This window comes from Rhodococcus sp. 11-3 (assembly GCF_023704055.1).
GTDB lineage: Bacteria > Actinomycetota > Actinomycetes > Mycobacteriales > Mycobacteriaceae > Rhodococcus > Rhodococcus aetherivorans.
In genome coordinates this window covers 4,039,564-4,057,866 of sequence record NZ_CP080406.1, presented here as the reverse complement: position 1 = coordinate 4,057,866, position 18,303 = coordinate 4,039,564, and the positions used below count along the sequence as shown (strand labels likewise).

The following is an 18,303-nucleotide window of genomic DNA, read 5'->3' as shown; positions in this document are numbered from 1 at the left end:
GTGTGCTCCGTTCGCGGTGACGACCCGATGCTCCGCGACTGTAGTGGCGTCCGGTCCTCAGCCGACGTCCCGGCGCCGGAACCCCGCGAACCCCGCCGCGACGAACAGCGCGGCCACGGCGGTGAGCACGGCGAACCCGAGCCACTGCGGCGGCGCCGCCGTCACCACCGGCACGTGCCGGAACGGACTGATCCCCAGGATCCAGTTCCACAACCGGAACAGCGGCCCCAGGATCGTCAGCGCGAATGCGGCGACCACACCGAGCCAGCCGAGCATCCGCGCCTGGGGCCGGGCGCCGATCACCGCGACCGCCAGCCCGACCAGCACCCACACCGCCGGAATCGTCACGAGCGCCTGCCGGATCAGATCCCCGGCCGGAATCTGTCCACCCCGCGCCGACGAGACGTACGCGAACAGCGTCGCGCCCACGAGCAGCGCCGCCGCGGGGGCGAGCAGCGCGATCCCGGCGTGCGACGCGAAGTACCGGGTCCGGGTCAGCGCCCCGGCCAGCACCGGTTCGACCCGCAGCGCCAGTTCCTCGGCGCGCAGCCGCATCATCACCTGGACCCCGAACACCGCGGCGACGATGCCCATCAGCTGCAGCATCGTCACCACGAAACCGAACACGAGCGAGCCGCGGCCGCTCCCGAGCAACGATCCGAGCGCCGGATTGTCGGCGAAGACATCGGCGAACGTGGTGGACATGAATCCGAACACCACCCCGAGCGCCACGAACACCGTCGCCCACGCTGCGGCTGCACCGCGGTGCAGCCGCAGCGCCAGGCCCCACACGCTCGTCCCCGCGCCGCCCTCCGCAGGCCCGGGTGACGGCGCGATCACGCCGACTCCGAAGTCCCGTCGCGCCTGTACGACGAACGCGACCAGCAGCAGCACCGCCGTCAGCGTCAGGCAGGCCGCCAGCGGCCACCAGTCGTTTCCCGACGCGGGACGGACCTGCTGCATCCAGCCGAGCGGGGTCGTCCAGATCGCCCATCCGTCCGGAGTGGTCACGTCGACGTAGGCGCGGATCAGCAGGCAGGCTCCGAGGATCCCGATCGCGAGGGTATTGGCAGTGGGGGCGTAGGAGCCGAGCTGGGCGGTGACCGCCGCGAGGGCGCCGAACACCAGCCCGGACGCGGTGAACGTCGCGGCCAGCGTGATCGAGTTGGCGACACCGCCGCCGACGAGGATCGTCGCGCCCGCGCAGACGACACCGAGCGCGACGGAGGCCAGCGCCGCCCAGGCGACGGCCGTCGCCAGCCGGGCCTGGCGGCCGACGACGCCGGAGGCGATGAGCTCGGCCTGGCCCGAATCCTCGTGCGCGCGGCTGTTGCGGGTGACGGCCAGGATCGCCATCAGGGCCGCGAAGAACGCGCCGAGCGCCCCGGCCCGCCACGCGTTGAACCCGTCCGCGTACGTCAGGTCGCGAGCCGGACCGAACACGACCCGCAGAGCCGGGTTCGCGCCGAGCGTGGCATCGAGGGTGCGCCGGCTCGCCGCGTCCGGGAACACCCAGCCGTAGGCGAGGACCGACGACACCGACAGCGCCGTGATGAGAACGATCCACGGCGCGACGTTGCCGCGGTCCTGCTCGGCGGTGGCCCGCAGCAGCGGCCGCATCCCCGTCAACGATGCCGTCACGTCGGGGCCTGCCCGTCCCGGCCGTGCCGGTGATAGTGCCGCAGGAACAGCTCCTCGAGCGACGGCGGCGAGACGGTGACGCTGCGGATGTCGTAGCGGCCCAGCGCGGCGAGCACCGGGCCGGCGCGGCCGTGCTCGACCGCGCAGTGCACGCGCGGGCCGTCGATCCGCACGTCGTGGATCCCGGACAGCGCCGTCAGCGCCGTCGGGTCGGCCACGGGCGCGGCGAGGACCGCGTCGATCGTGGACCGCAGGTCCGCGCGCATGTCCTCGAGGGTGCCGGTCTCGACGACCCGGCCGTCGCGGATGATGCTCATCCGGTCGGCGAGCGCCTCGACCTCGCTGAGAATGTGGCTCGACAGCAGGACCGTCCGCCCGCGCTGCTTCTCCCGGGCGATCTCGTCGTGGAACACCGCGGACATGAGCGGATCGAGCCCCGCGGTCGGCTCGTCGAGCAGCAACAACTCCACGTCCGAGGCCAGCGCCGCGACGAGCGCGACCTTCTGCCGGTTGCCCTTCGAATAGGTGCGGCCGCGCTTGGTCGGATCGAGTTCGAACCGGTCGAGCAGGTCCGCGCGGCGGCGCCGGTCGAGCCCGCCGCGTAACCGGCCGAGCAGGTCGACAGCCTCGCCGCCGGTCATGCCGGGCCACAGGCTCACGTCGCCGGGCACGTAGGCGAGCCGCCGGTGCAGGCTCACCACGTCGCGCCAGGGGTCGCCGCCGAGCAGTTCGACGTGTCCGGCGTCCGGGCGGAGCAGTCCCAGCAGGACCCGCAGCGTGGTGGACTTGCCGGCGCCGTTGGGGCCGAGGAAGCCGTGCACCTCGCCGGTGGCGACCTCGAGATCGAGGTCGTCGAGCGCGGTGAATCGTCCGAATCGCTTGACCAGTCCCTCGATCCGGATCGCGGACGTCATGGGACGCACGCTACTCGTGGACTGCGGTGTGGGCGGCCGGTTCGTGCGGCACGTTCGGCTCCTCGCCCGGGGCAACGACGACGAACTGTCCCATCATGCCGTTGTCCTCGTGCCGGAGCAGGTGACAGTGGTACATGTACGGCGTCGCCGGGCCGGGGCGGCCGGCGAACCGCATCAGCAGCCGGACGGTGTGCCCCGGCGCGATGTATACGGTGTCCTTCGGGCCGGACAGCGCGGGATGGCCGTCGCCGAGGACGCGGAAGCTCGTGCCGTGGATGTGGAAGTTGTGGATCGCGCCGCTGCTGTTGCGGACCTCCCACACCTCCGTGGCGCCGGCGGCGACGGTCTGGTCGAGGCGCGCCATGTCCATTTCGCGGCCGTCGATGGTGCCGGAGCCGGTGAGATCGATGCGTCGCGTGACGGTGGGTGTGCCGAGATCCTCGGGGGTGGTCGGTTCCCCGGGCACCGGCGCGCTGGGCGCGAGGGTCCGCGCGGCACGCAGTTCGAGGACGTCGAACTCGTCGTCACCGCCGGAGAACCGGGTCTGCCAGAAGTCCGCGCCCAGGTCCGGCGCCGTGCTGCGGAGCACGGTCGTCGTGCCCGCGGGCAACGCGACGACGATCTCGGCGCGCTCGCCGGGGGAGAGCTGGATGCGGCGCATCGGCGCCGGACGTTCGAGCAGGCCGCCCTCGGTGCCGATGAGCAGGAACGGCAGGCCGGCGTCGAAGGAGAAGTTGTAGACGCGGGCGTTGGAGGCGTTCAGCAGCCGCAGTCGGATCCGCTCGGTGGCGACGTCGAGGTAGGGCCGCGGGGTGCCGTTGACGACGATCTCGTCGCCGAGGAGACCGACGGCGGCGAACATCGGCCCGCCGGTGTCGAGCTGGTCGCCGTCGAACCGCTTGTCCTGCACCACGAGTGGGATGTCGTCGATCCCGTATCGATCGGGGAGGGACGGGCCGCCGGCCGGGTCGTCGAGCAGGAACATCCCGGCGACCCCGCGGTAGACGTGGTCGGCGGTGGCGCCGTGCGGGTGCGGGTGATACCACAGCGTTGCGGCGGGTTGGTCGATCGTCCACTGCGGACTCCACGTCGCCCCCGGGGCGATCGGCTGGTGCGGGCCGCCGTCCATCGCGGCCGGCAGGTGCATGCCGTGCCAGTGCAGGGTGCCGGTCTCGCCGAGATCGTTGGTGACGTTCACCCGCACCTGCTCGCCGCGCCCGGCACGCAGCGTCGGCCCGAGGTACGACCCGTTGACACCCCAGGTCCGGGTACCGGGACCGCGACCGATGTCCGTGGTGCCGCGCTGCATGGTCAGATCGAACACGCGGACCCCGTCGGGCGTGACCGTGCTGTCCGCGAGCGGTGGGATGTTCAGCGGACGGTCGAAGGTGACCTGCCCGGTGGTGTCGACCACCGTCGAGTTCCAGGCGTGCACGACGACGCCGGCAGCAATCGCGGTGACGAGGACGATCACGGCGACGACGGCGCCGGACAGTTGCAGCAGTACCCGCTTCACGAGATCGATACTGCTGGGGCGGGCGCGGCGGCACATCCGGGCGCACACCGGAAATCGGAATGGGGGACAACCCCGAAGGGGACCGGCGCGCCTGGGTACTCGGCGGACCGAACGGGAGGTTCCTGCGACGAGCGGGCGGTTGCCGGGCGTGCTACTCGGCCGATGCCGCGGGAACCGCCTTCTCGTCGCGAGTTCCTCCCGGTTCGAGGCCGAAGGTGCGCACGAGGGACGGGAGAGGCGATGATTTCGGGGTGACGCGATGGTCTGTATCGCTGTACACCCCGTCGAGGAACAGGAGCGAGTCCCGTGCGCATCGTGGTCAGTGAGTTCATGAGCCTGGACGGCGTCGTGCAGGCGCCGGGTGGACCGGAGGAGGACACCGACGGGGGCTTCGCCCACGGCGGCTGGTCGTTCCCGTTCTTCGACGAGGAGGTGATGGGGGCGGCCATCGACGAGGCGATGGGCCGTACCGGGGCACTGCTGTTCGGGCGGCGCACGTGGCAGACGATGGCCGCGGCGTGGCCCGATCGGGCCGGCGACCCGTTCGCGGATCGGATGAACGCCGTCCCGAAGTACGTCGTGTCCCGGACGTTGCGGGACGCGGATCTGACGTGGAACAACACCACGCTGATCCCCGGCGATGAGGTCGTCGCAGCCGTGCGGAAGCTGCACGAGACCGACGGCGGCGACCTGATGGTCATGGGAAGCCCCACTCTCGTCCGGACCCTGCTCCACGAAGGGCTGGTCGACGAGCTGCGGCTCATGATCGAGCCGGTGATCCTCGGCGGCGGAAAGTCCATCTTCCCGGGCGACGGTGTGCAGCGCACGCTCGCGCTGGTCTCCACGGTCACCAGCGGGACGGGCGTGCACGTCTGCACCTACCGCCCCGTCGCCGACGGGTAGGAGAAAAGCGTCAGCGTGCTGTGCGGATCACCGGGATCCGGTCGTGCCGGTCGGCACGGACGATGCCGGGCAGCAACAGCTCCCACATCTGGTCGAGGCGGACCTCGAGGTCCGCGCGGCCGGCGAGGACCATCGACAGGAGATACACCCCGGCGACGGCGGAGACGAGGAACCGGGCGTGCGCTGTCGGGTTCAGTCGGGTGCTCAGCTCGCCTTCGGCTGCGGCGCGTCGGAACAGGCTCTCGAACACTGTGATCCAGCCTCGGTACGCCTCGGGATCGGCGCGTTCGTATTCGCCGGTCAGCCGCAATCCGGCCTGGACGATCAGGTCCTCGGTGAACAACCGGCCCAGCGCATGGGTGAGCGCGACCAGCTGCTCGAGCGCCGGGGCGTCGGTGTGCAGGACCGCGCCGATCGTGGCGAGGGTGCGCTGTTCCTGTTCGGTGATCAACGCCTGGACCAAGGCGTCCTTGGTGGGGAAGTGGAAGGTCAGTGCGCCCTTGGTCACTTCGGCCGAGGCTGCGGCCTCTGCCAGGGCCGTGCCGTGGATGCCGTTGTCGGCGAACAACTGCGCGGCGGCGAGGAGGATCTGTTGTCGTGTCCGGATCGCGCGCTGCTGGGCCGGGCGCCCGGCAGGGGAAGCCGCGGCCGGCTCGTTCGCGTCGGCCGGGGCCGCTGCCGATTCGACGGTCGGTGCACCGACGGAGTCCCGGCGCATCACCACTCCTCGCTTCGTTGTCCGCCCCCACAGCATGCGTGACCTAGGTGCGGACGGGGGTGTTCCGTTCGGGCCGGCCCCCCGAGCCTGCCCGAACGGAACCTCACCCTCCGCTCCCTGCGGTGCAACCAGAGGCCCGTCCGTGCCGCGGCGCACGCCACGTCCCGGAGGTCTGTCCCTGGAGGCGCTCTCAGCGTACCATCGAAAAACCAATCGTCCGGTTTCGTTAGTGCATCTGCGTCGGTGGGCGGTCGACCTCGTGATCGGCGCCCTCGGTGCTGGTCGGTCTCGATCTGTCGGCGCCCGTTGATGTCCGCTTGTGCAGGGTAGTTGTCAAGAGGCGTCTTGCGCTTCCGTGGAGTCCATCACCCGTATTGGATATTATCTGCGTATGAATGCAGATAATGATTCATGTCGGCGGCGGTTGCCGAGCGATCAGGTCGATCTCGTGGTCGAGGTCTTCCGTATGCTGGCCGATTCCACTCGAGTCCAGGTGTTGTGGGCGTTGGTGGATCGAGAGTTGTCGGTCAACGACCTTGCCGAGCATGTGGGGAAGCCCGCCCCGTCGGTGTCGCAACATCTGGCGAAGCTGCGGATGGCGCGGCTGGTGCGCACTCGGAAGGAGGGCACCCAGGTGATTTACCGGTTGGAGAACGATCACGTCCGCCAACTGGTGACCGACGCGGTGTTCAATGCCGAGCATGCCGGGCCCGGCGTTCCCGGTCATCACCGCACCGGCGACGATCTGCGGATTCTGCATGCCGAGCGAGGCGTCGATCCCGCACCGGCACGCACGGAAGGTGGCCGAGCATGAGCCACGCGCCGAAACCGCCAACTCACACCCACAGCCACACCCACGGTCGTGGGCATGGGCACGAACGCGGTGGCCGGTGGGGTGCCGCGGTGCGGGAGGTGTTCGCTCCGCACAGTCACGACGCGGCGGACAGTGTCGACGACGCGCTCGAGTCCAGCGAAATCGGTATCCGGGCGGTCAAGATCAGCCTGGTCGCGCTGGTTGTCACCGCGGTCGCGCAGTTGGCTGTCGTCGCCGTCTCCGGGTCGGTCGCGCTGTTCGCGGACACGGTGCACAACTTCTCCGACGCGTTGACGGCGATTCCGCTGTGGATCGCGTTCGCGCTCGGCCGCCGGGCCGCCACCCGTCGCTACACCTACGGGTTCGGGCGGGCCGAGGACCTGGCCGGGCTGTTCGTGGTCGCGATGATCACCCTGTCCGCGGTGGTCGCCGGGGTCGAGGCGGTGCGTCGGCTGATCAACCCCGTCCCGATCCAGCAACTCGGATGGGTCGCCCTGGCCGGGCTCGTCGGATTCGTCGGCAACGAACTCGTCGCGCTCTACCGCATTCGCGTCGGCCGCCGGATCGGCTCCGCCGCTCTGGTCGCCGACGGGCTGCATGCTCGCACCGACGGTTTCACCTCCCTTGCCGTGTTGCTCGGCGCCGGCGGCGTGGCCCTCGGGTTCCCGCTGGCCGACCCGATCGTCGGACTGGTCATCACCGTCGCGATCCTCGTGGTCCTGCGCACCGCGGTGCGGGATGTGTTCCGGCGGTTGATGGACGGGATCGATCCCGAACTCGTCGATGCCGCCGAAAGATCGTTGTCCGAAGAGCCCGGCGTGCGCAGCGTGCGCAGTGTGCGGATGCGGTGGATCGGGCACCGGTTGCATGCCGACGTCGAACTCGACATCGATGCCGACACGAGCCTGGCCGACGCGCACCGGTTGGCGCACGAGGCCGAACACACCCTCACCCATGCGGTGCCGAAACTGTCCACTGCGCTCGTCCACGCCTATCCGGCGCACAACCCCGTCGCCGCCGGCAAGTCCTCACCGCATCGGCGGTGACGGACCACCCAGGGAACAAGCGGTGGGGTTCGGCGGCTTCCTTCGGCGAGTCCTCGACGGCCTGGCGGCCCTGTCCGGCGCGAACCCGGGCGATGAGGTGCTCGATGGTGTCCTCTTCGCGGTGGTTCGATCGGCTTGCCGCCGGCCGCGTGCATATTCGTCCTCCTCGGTTCGGCCGCCCGCGGCAACGATTTCCGGCTCGGATGTCACATTCGATTCGTGGCCGGTGTCTCCATGCCGAGAGCACATAACCGAAGGAGGAATCATGACCAGCAGCACCAGGATCCCGAAGGCGGAGCTGACCGGCATCTACGGCGCGCTCGTCAAGCGGATGTCCCGAAGGATGCTCGGCGACGTGCCCGAGGCGGTGGGGGTGATGTGGCACAACCGGAAAGTGCTGAACTTCAGCTTCGGGGTCGGTCGCCGGATTCAGAAGTGGGACCGGTGTGACGAGAACCTGAAGTCGTTCGCCCACATGGCGGTGGCCAGCCTGGTCGGATGCAGCTTCTGTCTGGACCTCGGCTACTTCCATGCCCACAACAAGGGGCTGGACGTGGCGAAGGCGCGTGAGGTGCCGCGGTGGCGCGAGTCGGATGTCTTCACGCCGCTGGAGCGCGACGTCATGGAGTACGCCGAGGCGATGACGCAGACCCCGCCGACGGTCACCGACGAGTTGTCGGCCCGGCTGCTGGAGGCGCTCGGTCCGGCCGCGATGGTGGAGCTGACCGCGTACATCGCGCTGACGAACTTCATGACCCGCTCCAACACTGCACTCGGCATCGAGTCGCAGGGGTTTTCCGCCGCCTGCAACCTCGCGCCGCTCGCCGTAGCGTCGAAGGCATGACCGACGACCCGTTCGTCGCCCACCGCAACCTGCTCTTCACCGTCGCCTACGAGATGCTCGGCTCTGCTGCCGACGCCGAGGACGTCGTCCAGGAGACGTGGCTGCGGTGGGCCGACGTGGACCGGACGGAGGTGCGGGACGCACGGGCCTATCTGGTCCGGATCGTCACTCGGCTGGCGCTCAACCGGCTGCGGGCACTGGCGCGGCAACGCGAGGAGTACGTCGGGGAATGGCTGCCCGAGCCGCTGCTCACCAGTCCCGATGTGGCCGAGGACGCCGAGCTCGCCGAGAGCGTCTCGATCGCGATGCTCACCGTGCTGGAGACCCTCGGTCCGGTCGAGCGGGCAGTGTTCGTGCTGCGTGAGGTGTTCGATACGCCGTACGACGAGATCGCCGAGGTGGTGGGGTGGGTAAGACCCCGGCCGCGGTCCGGCAGATCGCGCACCGTGCCCGCCGGCATGTCACGGCGCGGCGGCCGCGGATGCGGGTGGACCCGGCCGAGCAGCTGGCAGTCGTCGAGACGTTCATGACTGCCCTCTCGACGGGGGACATGCAGGCTCTGATGGAGGTGCTCGCCCCGGACGTGGTGGCGATCGCCGACGGCGGCGGGGTGGTGCCGGCTGCCCGGAAGCCGATCGCCGGAGCCGAGAAACTGGCGGCGTTGCTGATCCGCTTGGCCAAGGCCCCGGGCTTCGTGGCGGCCGGCACCTGGCTCAACGGGATGCCGGGCGCACGATTCGAGGTCGAGGGCGCTGCCGCTGCAGTGAGTCTGGTGGTCGAGGGCGGCCGGATCACCCGCCTCTACGCGATCAACAACCCACACAAACTGGGGCGGCTGGAGACGTCGGCGGAACTGCGGCGGTGACCGTCGTCCGCGGGTGGTCGGCCGGCCAATCGAACATATGTACGATGAGCGCAGGAGGTCGACCCGAAGGCGGTGACGGATGGGGTGGGGGAGTGGCCCGCCGACCTGGTCGGAGCTCGAACGCGTGCTGTCGGGCCGGCCCCGGCGCGACGCGGAGTTCCCCGGTGACGGCAGCGACAGTCCCGCCTGGTCGCGCACCCGGGGGGAGTACGAACCGCGTGTCCGGCCGCCCGACGGGCCTACCGTGCCCTACGCCGAACTGCACGCCCACTCGGCGTTCAGCTTCCTCGACGGCGCTTCCGGCCCCGAGGAATTCGTGGAGGAGGCGGTGCGTCTCGGCCTCGAAGCCGTTGCGCTCACCGATCACGACGGCCTCTACGGCGTCGTGCGCTTCGCCGAGGCCGCCCGCGAGCTGGGGATGCGTACCGTGTTCGGTGCCGAGCTCTCCCTCGATGCCGGATCGGCGGACGAGACGCACCTGCTGGTCCTTGCGCGGGGGCAGGAGGGGTATCGGCGGTTGTCCCGCGAGATTGCCGCCGCGCACCTGGCGGGCGGGGAGAAGGGCAGGCCCCGCTACGACTACGACGCGCTCACCGGTGCGGCCGGCGGGCACTGGCAGATTCTCACCGGCTGCCGCCGCGGACACGTCCGCCGGGCACTCGAGGTCGGGGGGCCCGAGGCGGCGGGGACGGCACTGCGCGACCTCGTCGAGCGCTTCGGCGCCGATCGTGTCACGGTCGAGCTCACTCACCACGGCCTCCCCGAGGACGACGAGCGCAACGCGCTGCTCGCGGAACTTGCCGACAATCAAGGCCTTTCGTGTATCGCCAGCACGGCGGCCCACTACGCCACGCCGCACCGCCGGCGTCTGGCGACGGCTCTGGCCGCCATCCACGACCGGCAGAGTCTCGACGAGGCCGCGGGGCGGCTCCTCCCGACCGGTGGCGCCCACCTGCGTTCCGGCGCCGAGATGGCACGACTGTTCGCCGCCCACCCCGGCGCCGTCCGTCGTGCCGCCGAACTCGCCCGCGACTGTGCCTTCGACCTGCGGCTCATCGCCCCGAACCTGCCCCCGTTCGACGTACCCGAGGGGCACACCGAACTCAGCCGGCTGCGCGAACTCGCCCTGAGCGGGGCGCGGCACCGCTACGGCGCCCCCGAGGACAACCCGGCGGCCTACCGGCAGATCGAGCACGAACTCGACGTCATCGGCCGGCTGAACTTCCCCGGCTACTTCCTCGTGGTGCACGACATCGTCACCTTCTGCAAGGACAACGACATCCTCTGCCAGGGGCGAGGTTCGGCCGCCAACTCCGCCGTCTGCTACGCCATCGGCATCACCAACGTCGACCCGGTCCGCAACGAGCTGCTCTTCGAACGATTCCTCTCCCCGGAGCGCGACGGCCCCCCCGACATCGACATCGACATCGAATCCGACCGCCGCGAGGAAGCCATCCAGCACGTCTACGCCAAGTACGGGCGCATGCACGCCGCCCAGGTCGCCAACGTCGTCACCTACCGCGGCAAGTCCGCCGTCCGCGACATGGCGCGGGCCCTCGGCTATGCGCAGGGCCAGCAGGACGCCTGGAGCCGGCAGGTCACCCGGTGGCACGGCGTGGAACAGGAGACCGACACCGACATCCCCCCGCCCGTCCTCGAGCTCGCCGCCCAGGTCGAGGGCCTGCCGCGCCATCTCGGCATCCACTCCGGCGGGATGGTGATCTGCGACCGTCCCGTCGCCGACGTGTGCCCCGTCGAATGGGCCCGCATGGCGGGCCGCACCGTGCTGCAGTGGGACAAGGACGACTGCGCGGCCGCGGGACTGGTCAAGTTCGACCTGCTCGGACTGGGCATGCTCTCCGCGCTGCACTACATGATCGACCTCGTCGCCGAGCACGAGGGGATCACGGTGGATCTCGCTCGTCTCGACCTCGCCGAGGAGGGGGTGTACGAGATGCTGCGCCGTGCCGACGCCGTCGGGGTGTTCCAGGTCGAGTCCCGCGCGCAGATGGCCACCCTCCCGCGCCTGAAGCCGCGCGTCTTCTACGACCTGGTGGTCGAGGTGGCGCTCATCCGGCCCGGTCCCATCCAGGGCGGGTCCGTGCACCCGTACATCCGGCGCCGCAACGGGCTCGAGCCCGTCACCTACGACCACCCCTGCCTCGAGAAGGCCCTGAAACGCACCCTCGGGGTCCCGCTGTTCCAGGAACAGCTGATGCAGATGGCTGTCGACGCCGCCGGGTTCACGGCCGCCGAGGCCGACCGGTTACGGCGCGCGATGGGGGCCAAGCGTTCCACCGCGAAGATGGAACGGCTGCGCGGCCGGCTCTACGACGGCATGCGCGAGCGGCACGGCATCACCGGCGACGTTGCCGACCGCATCTACGAGAAGCTCTATGCCTTCGCAAATTTCGGTTTCCCCGAAAGTCATTCGCAGAGTTTCGCCGCCCTGGTGTTCTATTCCGCATGGTTCAAGCTGCATCATCCGGCGGCGTTCTGCGCGGGCCTGCTGCGCGCGCAGCCGATGGGGTTCTACTCGCCGCAGTCCCTCGTCGCCGACGCCCGCCGTCACGGTGTCGTGGTCCACGGGCCCGACGTGAACGTGGGCCTCGCCCACGCCACCACCGAGAACCGGGGCCGGGAGGTGCGTCTCGGCCTCGGCGCGGTCCGCCACCTCGGTGACGCGCTCGCCGAACGGATCGTCGCCGAGCGCACGGCGCACGGCCCGTACACGTCGTTCCCGGACCTGTCCCGGCGCGTCGAGCTGAGCACCGCCCAGGCCGAGGCCCTCGCCACGGCCGGCGCCCTCGGGTGCTTCGGCATCACCCGCCGGGAGGCGCTGTGGTCGGCGAGCGCCGCAGCGGCGCAGCGGCCCGACCGGCTACCCGGCGTCGGCGCTTCGACGCAGGCCCCCGCGCTGCCCGGCATGAGCGATGTCGAACTGTCCGCCGCGGACGTGTGGGCGACGGGAGTCTCCCCGGACAGCTACCCCACCCAGTTCCTGCGGCCGCAGCTCGACGCGCTCGGCGTCGTGCCGGCGGCGCGGCTGCTGCAGGTCCCCGACGGGGCCCGGGTGCTCGTGGGCGGCGCGGTCACGCACCGGCAGCGTCCCGCGACCGCCGAGGGCGTGACGTTCCTCAATCTCGAGGACGAGACCGGGATGGTGAACGTGGTGTGCTCCGTCGGCTTGTGGGCGCGGTACCGCACGCTCGCGCACACCGCACCGGCGCTGCTCGTGCGCGGGCGGGTGCAGAACGCGGAGGGAGCGGTGACGGTGGTGGCGGACCGGTTGCAGCGCATGGATCTGCGCATCATCGGAAAGTCCCGCGACTTCCGTTAGCATCCTGCGGCATGCGACGCCCCCTGGTGCTCCTGCTCGCCCTGCTCGCGTGGTTCCTGGCCGGATGCGCCGGAGGCGGCGAGGGGCCGGCTGACGGTGGGCCAGGTGACGGGGCGCCGCCGCAGCCCTCCCTGTCCGACGGCACCCGCGAATCCGCGCCCGCGGACGCGCAGGCCACCGCGCGCAAGGAGATCGTCACCGGGCACCTGGTTCTGCGTGCCGACGATCCGATCGCGGCCGGACGACAGGTGGTGACGCTCGTCGAGGCCGCGGGCGGCCGGGTGGATTCGGTCACCGAGCAGCCGGGCGCCGGCAGCATGCTGACCGTCCGGGTGCCGGCGGACCGGCTCACCGGAACGATCGAGGACATCCGCGGTCTCGGCGAGGTGACCAGCCTGACGACCACCCGCGAGGACGTCACGCTCCAGTACACCGATCTCGAGGCGCGGATCGCGGCCCTGCAGTCGTCGGTGGACCGGCTGCGCGCACTGATGGCCTCGGCCGCGAGCACCGCCGACCTCATCGAGGCCGAGAACGCGCTGGCGCAGCGCCAGGGCGAACTCGACGGCCTCGTCGCCCAGCAGCGCTACCTCGCCGACCAGATCGAGCTGTCCACCCTGACCGTGGACATCTCGGCAGAGCGCCGCGCGGACCGGGACAGCTTCTGGGACGGAGTCCTCGCCGGATGGGACGCGTTGCGCTCGGCGCTGGCCGGGTCGGTGGTCGCTTTGGGGGTGGCGCTACCGTGGGTGGGGTTTCTCGCCGTGTGCGCGGCCGTCGTCTACGTGGTAGTCCGGCTCCTCGCACGGCGCGGCAAACCGGAACCAGCCCCGAACCCGGAGAGGAACGACCAGGATGCGTGAGGTCGGCCTGGCCGCATTGGACACCGCGCTCGCCGCCGGTGCACCCGTCATCGACGTCCGTGAGCGCGACGAGTACCTGCAGGTGCGGGTGCCCGGCGTGACGCTCATCCCGCTCAGCGAGTTCGTCGCCCGCGCCGACGAGATCCCGGACGCCGACACCGTCTATGTGATCTGTGCGGTCGGAGGGCGCAGTTCGCAGGCGGCCAGCTATCTCGCCGGACGCGGCATCAACGCCGTGTCGGTGGCCGGCGGCACCGTGGCGTGGCAGCAGTCCGGCCGCGACATCGAAGCCGGGGTCTGACCGGCCGTCGCCCCGGAGGCGGTCACCCGGTCCCGCGCCGAGCGGCGGGGGAGGGGCCGCGTCGCAGGATCGAGCGGGCGCAGCGCACCACGGTCGGACGGTCGTAGGACACGACGTAGTCGAACTCACGGTCCCCGGCGGGATGCCGATGGTGGGTGCTCACCGCGGAGAGCACGCCCGCGAAGTGGGCCCCGAGGACCACGACGTTCCACTCCTCGGCCAGCGGGTCCGCCGGGTCGAGGGGCGTGTGGACGACGCCGGACTCCACACCGGCCTTCATTCCCACTGCATAGGCGCCGGCGTGGGCGACGCCCCCGGCCATGCCCGACCAGCGGGATCGGGTGGAGGCGCAGAAGTGGTCGAGGTGCCGGAACGTGCCGAGCACCAGGGTGTCCGGACCGGCGGTGGCGGCGTGAGCTTCCAGGGTGGCGGTCATCCGGGCCAGCAGATGCTCGGTGCTGCGCACCGGGACGCGGCCGGACGCCACGGTGGCGTAGGGGGTCGGCGTCTCCACGTCGGGTGTGCTCCACGTCGGGCTCGGCGGGAAACGCTCGGCGGGCTCGGCTCGCAGCGCCGGCGGATACAGCCGGCCGAGGCCGTGGGTGGCCCCGAGTTCGAGTGCCCGCCGCCGGTGCCGGAGTGAGTCGACCCCGTCGGCCACCAGGACGGCGCCCGTACGTTCGACGTGCGCGGCCACGGCATGGAGAGTGGGCGCGACGTCGCTGTCCGCCCGCCGCGTCAGCATCCCGGACGCGAGGATCACGATCTCCGGTTCGAGCAGCGCGAGCAGCGCCGAGGCCCGCGGATCGGCCCCCACCTCGTCGACCGCCACGAGCCGCCCGGCGCGGCGGGATTCGGCGGCCGCGCGCACGGCGTGGCCGAGGGCGTCGCGCGCGCCGGAGTCCGGTCCGAGGTGGACGGGGACGAGTACGGAGACGTCGGCGGCCGGAACCGCGCGGTGGGGCGGCCGGCGGCGGGGGGACGGCCCGGACGCGCGTACCAGTGATGCCGCGAGCAGTCCGTCGTCGAGGCGCCGGATCGGTACTTCGACGGCGTCGAGCGTTTCCACCTCGTCGCCGTCAGATCGCGGCGGCGACGACCGCCACCGCACCTGCGACGATGGCCGTGAGGGCGACGGCCAGCAGCGCGGAGCCGGCCACCGCCACGGCGGCGAGCGCACCCACGACCGTGACGCCGCCGGCGAGGATCATGCCTGCGTGCGGGCCGTCGAGCAGCGCCGAGGGGCCCTTCGGGCGGTGGGGGATCCGTGGTGCCGTCATCTCTGTTCTCCGAGTCGTTCGCCCGACAGCCGGTCGGCGAGCGTGTCGCCGGGTGTACCGGAGCGGTGCGAGTCCCGAGCATCCCCGTCGCCGGTGTCGAGCCCGACGCAGGAAGATCACGGAAGTGTAACGATGTATAACGAATTGATACGAAGTCCGATCTTCCTGCAACGCAAGGAAAAACGAACCCGGCGACGGGAGGGTGCGATGTCTACAGTCGTTCGTATGACTGCGACGACGGGCTCGCCGACGCCCCCGAAGCGCGCGCCGGACGCGGGGACCGAGGGGTCCGGCCCGGTCGGGGACGACCGCCTCCGGCCCCTCCTGGTCCGGGTCGCGGGAAAGGACCGTGCCGCCTTCGCGGCGCTCTACGACCTCACCGTCGCACAGGTGCACGGCATCGTCCTCCGAGTCGTGCGCGGCGGCACCGACGCCGAGGACGTCACCCGCGATGTGTTCGAGCAGGTGTGGCACACGGCCGACCGCTATGCCCCACAGGTCGGGTCCCCCCTGGCCTGGCTGTCGGCGCTCGCGCACCGCCGGGCCGCCGACCGGATCCGCTCACGGGCCGGCCGGCCGCACGCCGGGGTCCCGGCCGCGGCCGAGGCGACGCCGCCCGGGTGCGGGCACGGTGAGCCGCTGTATCTCGCCTACTACGAGGGAATGACCTGCGGGCAGATCGCCGAGCGCCTCGATCTGCCCGTCGCGACGGTCCGGGCCCGCATCCGGGCCGGTGTGGCCCGGATGCGGGCCACCGCCACGGACGTGCCCGCCGGCTGACGGCCTATCGGGTCAGCGCCGGCAGCACCGCGCCGAGGACATGCGGCATCCAGGGCGCGAACACCTGCGGGGTCTGTTCCACCTCGCGTACCACCTCGGCCAGGGACTGGAACCGCACCTCGGCCACTTCGCTCGGAACGGGACGAGGAGCCGTGGTGACGCGTCCGACGACCACGTGGTCGAACTCGTGCTCCATCAGCGACGAGTCCGGATCGTGGGCGGAGTAGACGACCGAGGCCACCTCCTGCAGGTCCGACGGGCGCACGCCCAGTTCGTCCCAGCTGCGCCGGGCCGCGGCGTCGAGCACGCTCTCGCCCGGCAGCGGATGTCCGCAGCAGCTGTTGGCCCACAGGCCGGCGAAGTGGTACTTGTCCAGGCTTCTGCGCTGCAGCAGCACGTTGTCGTCGGCATCGAGCAGGAATGCCGAGAATGCGCGATGCAGCGGGGCCGGGGGGCGGTGCGCCGCCACCTTCTCGGCCGTCCCGACTTCCCGACCGTCGCGGTCGACCAGCACGACTAGAGTCACGACGTCTCACCTCCCCGTTCCACGTTCCCACAGTTGCGGCGTTTCCCCACGACGAGGCTCCGCACGCGGCGTCGGTGGGCATTCGGAGCGGCCACCGGAGTGGATGGGTTCGCTGCCGGACCGGCTCAGACCGCGCCCGCGAAGCCGTGCTGGCGCCACGCCTCGTACGTGACCACCGCCGCCGCGTTCGACAGGTTCAGCGAGCGCCGGCCCGGCAGCATCGGAATCCGCACCGTGGCGGTGACGTGCGGGTCGGCGAGCACCTCGTCGGACAGTCCGGTCGGTTCCGGCCCGAAGAGGAACACGTCACCGGGCCGGTACTCGAGCGCGGCGTACGACACGCTCGCGTGCGCGGTGAACGCGTATACCCGCTCCGGCCGCAGCGCGGCCCAGGCGGCCTCGAGGTTCTTGTGCACGGACACCGACGCCAGATCGTGGTAGTCCAGGCCGGCGCGCCGCAACTTGGGTTCGGAGAGATCGAATCCGAGCGGCTCCACCAGATGCAGCTCGCATCCGGTCCCGGCGACCATGCGGATCGCATTGCCTGTGTTGGGCGGGATACACGGCTCGTGGAACATCACTCGGAACACCGATCCAGCTTGCCAGTCGGTGTCTCCGGGTCGTTCGCCGGCAGCCGCTCCCGGGTCGGACCGTCGTGCGCGGCCGTCCGGCCGAGTCGCCGACGCGGCGTGCCCGGCCCGGGGCGGGACCGGCTGTGGTGAGGCTGTCTCCGCCCCGGCTGGACGACCTGAGACAATGGCGGTCGTGACTGCGACGATCCTGGACGGCAAAGCGACCCGCGACGAGATTTTCGAGGACCTGAAGGCCCGCGTGGCCGCGCTGAAGGCGAAGGGCATCACCCCCGGCCTCGGCACCGTTCTCGTCGGCGACGACCCGGGATCCGCGGCGTATGTGCGCGGCAAGCACAACGACTGCGCCAAGGTCGGCATCACCTCCATCCGCCGCGACCTGCCCGCCGCCACGACGCAGGAGGAGCTCGAGGCGGTCATCGACGAGCTGAACGCCGACCCCGCCTGCACCGGCTACATCGTGCAGCTGCCGCTCCCGAAGCACCTCGACGAGAACGCCGCGCTCGAGCGGATCGACCCTGACAAGGACGCCGACGGGCTGCACCCGATCAACCTCGGGCGCCTCGTCCTCGGCAAGGAGGCGGCGCTGCCGTGCACCCCGCGCGGCATCGTGCACCTGCTGCGCCGCTACGAGGTCCCGATCGCGGGTGCCCACGTGGCCGTCGTGGGCCGCGGCGTCACCGTCGGCCGGCCGATCGGGCTGCTGCTCACCCGGCGCAGCGAGAACGCCACCGTGACCCTCTGCCACACCGGCACGAAAAATCTCGCCGCGGAGGTGCGGCGCGCGGACATCGTCGTCGCCGCCGCCGGTGTGCCGGGACTGATCACCGCCGACATGGTCAAGCCGGGTGCGGCGGTCCTGGACGTGGGTGTGAGCCGGACGCCGGAGGGCCTGCGCGGCGACGTCGCCGACGACGTCCGCGAGGTCGCCGGGTTCCTCTCGCCCAATCCCGGCGGCGTCGGCCCCCTGACCCGTGCGTTCCTGCTGGCGAACGTGGTCGAGCGAGCCGAACAGCTCGCCGGCCGCTGACCCGGTGGTGCAACTGGCCGGCGCGGAGCGCTGGGTGCGTCTGGCCCGGCGGAATCTGCCGCTGCTGGCGGTGACGGTCGTCATCGCCGCGGCGGTGATCCTCGTCGTGGCGGATCGGTGGCGCCGCGGTGCGTTCGTCTTCGGCAGCGCCACCCTGCTCGCCGGCCTGCTGCGCCTGTGGGTGCCCGAGGACCTGGTCGGCGTGCTCGCCGTGCGCAGCCGGACCTTCGACGTGTCCGCGCTCCTCGTGGTAGGCGGTCTCATCATCGCCCTGGCGGTCTCGATCGATCCTCTCGGCACCGGCTGAACCGCCGGGCCTCGGCGGCCCGGCG

General features: G+C 71.3%; 18 protein-coding genes and 1 pseudogene. 11 read left to right on the top strand and 8 right to left on the bottom strand.

Annotated elements, in window-relative coordinates:
* Positions 1-57 precede the first annotated feature (57 nt).
* Genes KZJ41_RS19005 through KZJ41_RS18995 form a run of 3 tightly spaced genes read right to left on the bottom strand, consistent with a single transcriptional unit; the run spans position 58 to position 4,107 of the window.
* The gene (locus KZJ41_RS19005) at positions 58-1,641 is read right to left on the bottom strand and encodes a multidrug ABC transporter permease (protein ID WP_239010585.1); all 1,584 of its coding nucleotides are present in this window, start codon (positions 1,639-1,641) and stop codon (positions 58-60) included.
* On the bottom strand, positions 1,638-2,555 hold the full coding sequence (locus KZJ41_RS19000; RefSeq protein WP_203330114.1) for an ABC transporter ATP-binding protein: 918 nt from the start codon (positions 2,553-2,555) through the stop codon (positions 1,638-1,640). The genes KZJ41_RS19005 and KZJ41_RS19000 overlap by 4 nt, the downstream gene beginning before the upstream one ends.
* 10 nt (positions 2,556-2,565) lie before the next feature.
* Complete coding sequence (locus tag KZJ41_RS18995) at positions 2,566-4,107, bottom strand: multicopper oxidase family protein (protein WP_203330115.1); 1,542 nt, start codon at positions 4,105-4,107, stop codon at positions 2,566-2,568.
* A 270-nt stretch (positions 4,108-4,377) separates the two neighbouring features.
* Between KZJ41_RS18995 and KZJ41_RS18990 the strand changes: the two genes are divergently transcribed.
* A complete protein-coding gene (locus KZJ41_RS18990) occupies positions 4,378-4,974 on the top strand; it encodes a dihydrofolate reductase family protein (protein ID WP_050035506.1) in 597 nt (198 codons plus the stop codon).
* A 10-nt stretch (positions 4,975-4,984) separates the two neighbouring features.
* Here KZJ41_RS18990 and KZJ41_RS18985 read toward each other — a convergent pair whose 3' ends face one another.
* Entirely contained in the window at positions 4,985-5,692 is a 708-nt protein-coding gene (locus tag KZJ41_RS18985; RefSeq protein ID WP_251549414.1) for a ScbR family autoregulator-binding transcription factor, read from the bottom strand.
* A gap of 391 nt (positions 5,693-6,083) precedes the next feature.
* On the opposite strand from KZJ41_RS18985, the gene KZJ41_RS18980 reads away from it, so the two are divergent.
* The 7 genes and pseudogenes from KZJ41_RS18980 (at position 6,084) to KZJ41_RS18950 (ending at position 13,765) form a co-directional block, all read left to right on the top strand.
* A complete protein-coding gene (locus KZJ41_RS18980) occupies positions 6,084-6,506 on the top strand; it encodes a metalloregulator ArsR/SmtB family transcription factor (RefSeq protein WP_029544759.1) in 423 nt (140 codons plus the stop codon).
* A complete protein-coding gene (locus tag KZJ41_RS18975) occupies positions 6,503-7,552 on the top strand; it encodes a cation diffusion facilitator family transporter (RefSeq protein ID WP_050035505.1) in 1,050 nt (349 codons plus the stop codon). Before KZJ41_RS18980 ends, KZJ41_RS18975 begins: the two co-directional genes overlap by 4 nt.
* 265 nt (positions 7,553-7,817) lie before the next feature.
* Positions 7,818-8,396 (top strand): carboxymuconolactone decarboxylase family protein, encoded by a 579-nt coding sequence (locus tag KZJ41_RS18970; protein WP_029544755.1) that lies wholly within the window; start codon positions 7,818-7,820, stop codon positions 8,394-8,396.
* A pseudogene (locus KZJ41_RS18965) lies at positions 8,393-9,261 on the top strand (RNA polymerase sigma-70 factor). Before KZJ41_RS18970 ends, KZJ41_RS18965 begins: the two are co-directional and overlap by 4 nt.
* Before the next feature lie 79 nt (positions 9,262-9,340).
* Entirely contained in the window at positions 9,341-12,601 is a 3,261-nt protein-coding gene (locus tag KZJ41_RS18960; RefSeq protein WP_065922364.1) for an error-prone DNA polymerase, read from the top strand.
* An 11-nt stretch (positions 12,602-12,612) separates the two neighbouring features.
* Entirely contained in the window at positions 12,613-13,464 is an 852-nt protein-coding gene (locus tag KZJ41_RS18955) for a DUF4349 domain-containing protein (protein ID WP_006945844.1), read from the top strand.
* Positions 13,457-13,765 carry a rhodanese-like domain-containing protein gene (locus tag KZJ41_RS18950; RefSeq protein WP_006945846.1) on the top strand — a complete coding sequence of 103 codons (309 nt, stop codon included), beginning with the start codon at positions 13,457-13,459 and terminating at the stop codon, positions 13,763-13,765. Before KZJ41_RS18955 ends, KZJ41_RS18950 begins: the two co-directional genes overlap by 8 nt.
* Positions 13,766-13,787: 22 nt before the next feature.
* Here the strand turns inward: KZJ41_RS18950 and KZJ41_RS18945 are convergent, their stop codons facing one another.
* Entirely contained in the window at positions 13,788-14,834 is a 1,047-nt protein-coding gene (locus KZJ41_RS18945) for a DICT sensory domain-containing protein (protein ID WP_065922365.1), read from the bottom strand.
* A gap of 10 nt (positions 14,835-14,844) precedes the next feature.
* Positions 14,845-15,045: a hypothetical protein gene (locus KZJ41_RS18940; RefSeq protein ID WP_029544747.1), complete on the bottom strand. Its 201-nt coding sequence runs from the start codon at positions 15,043-15,045 to the stop codon at positions 14,845-14,847.
* Positions 15,046-15,270: 225 nt separating this feature from the next.
* Between KZJ41_RS18940 and KZJ41_RS18935 the strand changes: the two genes are divergently transcribed.
* Positions 15,271-15,825, top strand: coding sequence for a sigma factor (locus KZJ41_RS18935; RefSeq protein ID WP_084648607.1), 555 nt, complete (start codon positions 15,271-15,273; stop codon positions 15,823-15,825).
* Between the two features lie 4 nt (positions 15,826-15,829).
* On the opposite strand, the gene idi is transcribed toward KZJ41_RS18935, so the two are convergent.
* Positions 15,830-16,351 carry an isopentenyl-diphosphate Delta-isomerase gene (gene idi / locus KZJ41_RS18930; RefSeq protein WP_044476485.1) on the bottom strand — a complete coding sequence of 174 codons (522 nt, stop codon included), beginning with the start codon at positions 16,349-16,351 and terminating at the stop codon, positions 15,830-15,832.
* A gap of 125 nt (positions 16,352-16,476) precedes the next feature.
* Positions 16,477-16,941 (bottom strand): tRNA (cytidine(34)-2'-O)-methyltransferase, encoded by a 465-nt coding sequence (locus KZJ41_RS18925; RefSeq protein ID WP_050035501.1) that lies wholly within the window; start codon positions 16,939-16,941, stop codon positions 16,477-16,479.
* Positions 16,942-17,116: 175 nt separating this feature from the next.
* On the opposite strand from KZJ41_RS18925, the gene KZJ41_RS18920 reads away from it, so the two are divergent.
* The gene (locus KZJ41_RS18920) at positions 17,117-17,971 is read left to right on the top strand and encodes a bifunctional methylenetetrahydrofolate dehydrogenase/methenyltetrahydrofolate cyclohydrolase (RefSeq protein WP_198163403.1); all 855 of its coding nucleotides are present in this window, start codon (positions 17,117-17,119) and stop codon (positions 17,969-17,971) included.
* Between the two features lie 4 nt (positions 17,972-17,975).
* Positions 17,976-18,278, top strand: a complete 303-nt coding sequence (locus KZJ41_RS18915; protein WP_029544738.1) for a DUF3017 domain-containing protein — start codon at positions 17,976-17,978, stop codon at positions 18,276-18,278.
* The last annotated feature ends 25 nt before the right edge of the window (positions 18,279-18,303 follow it).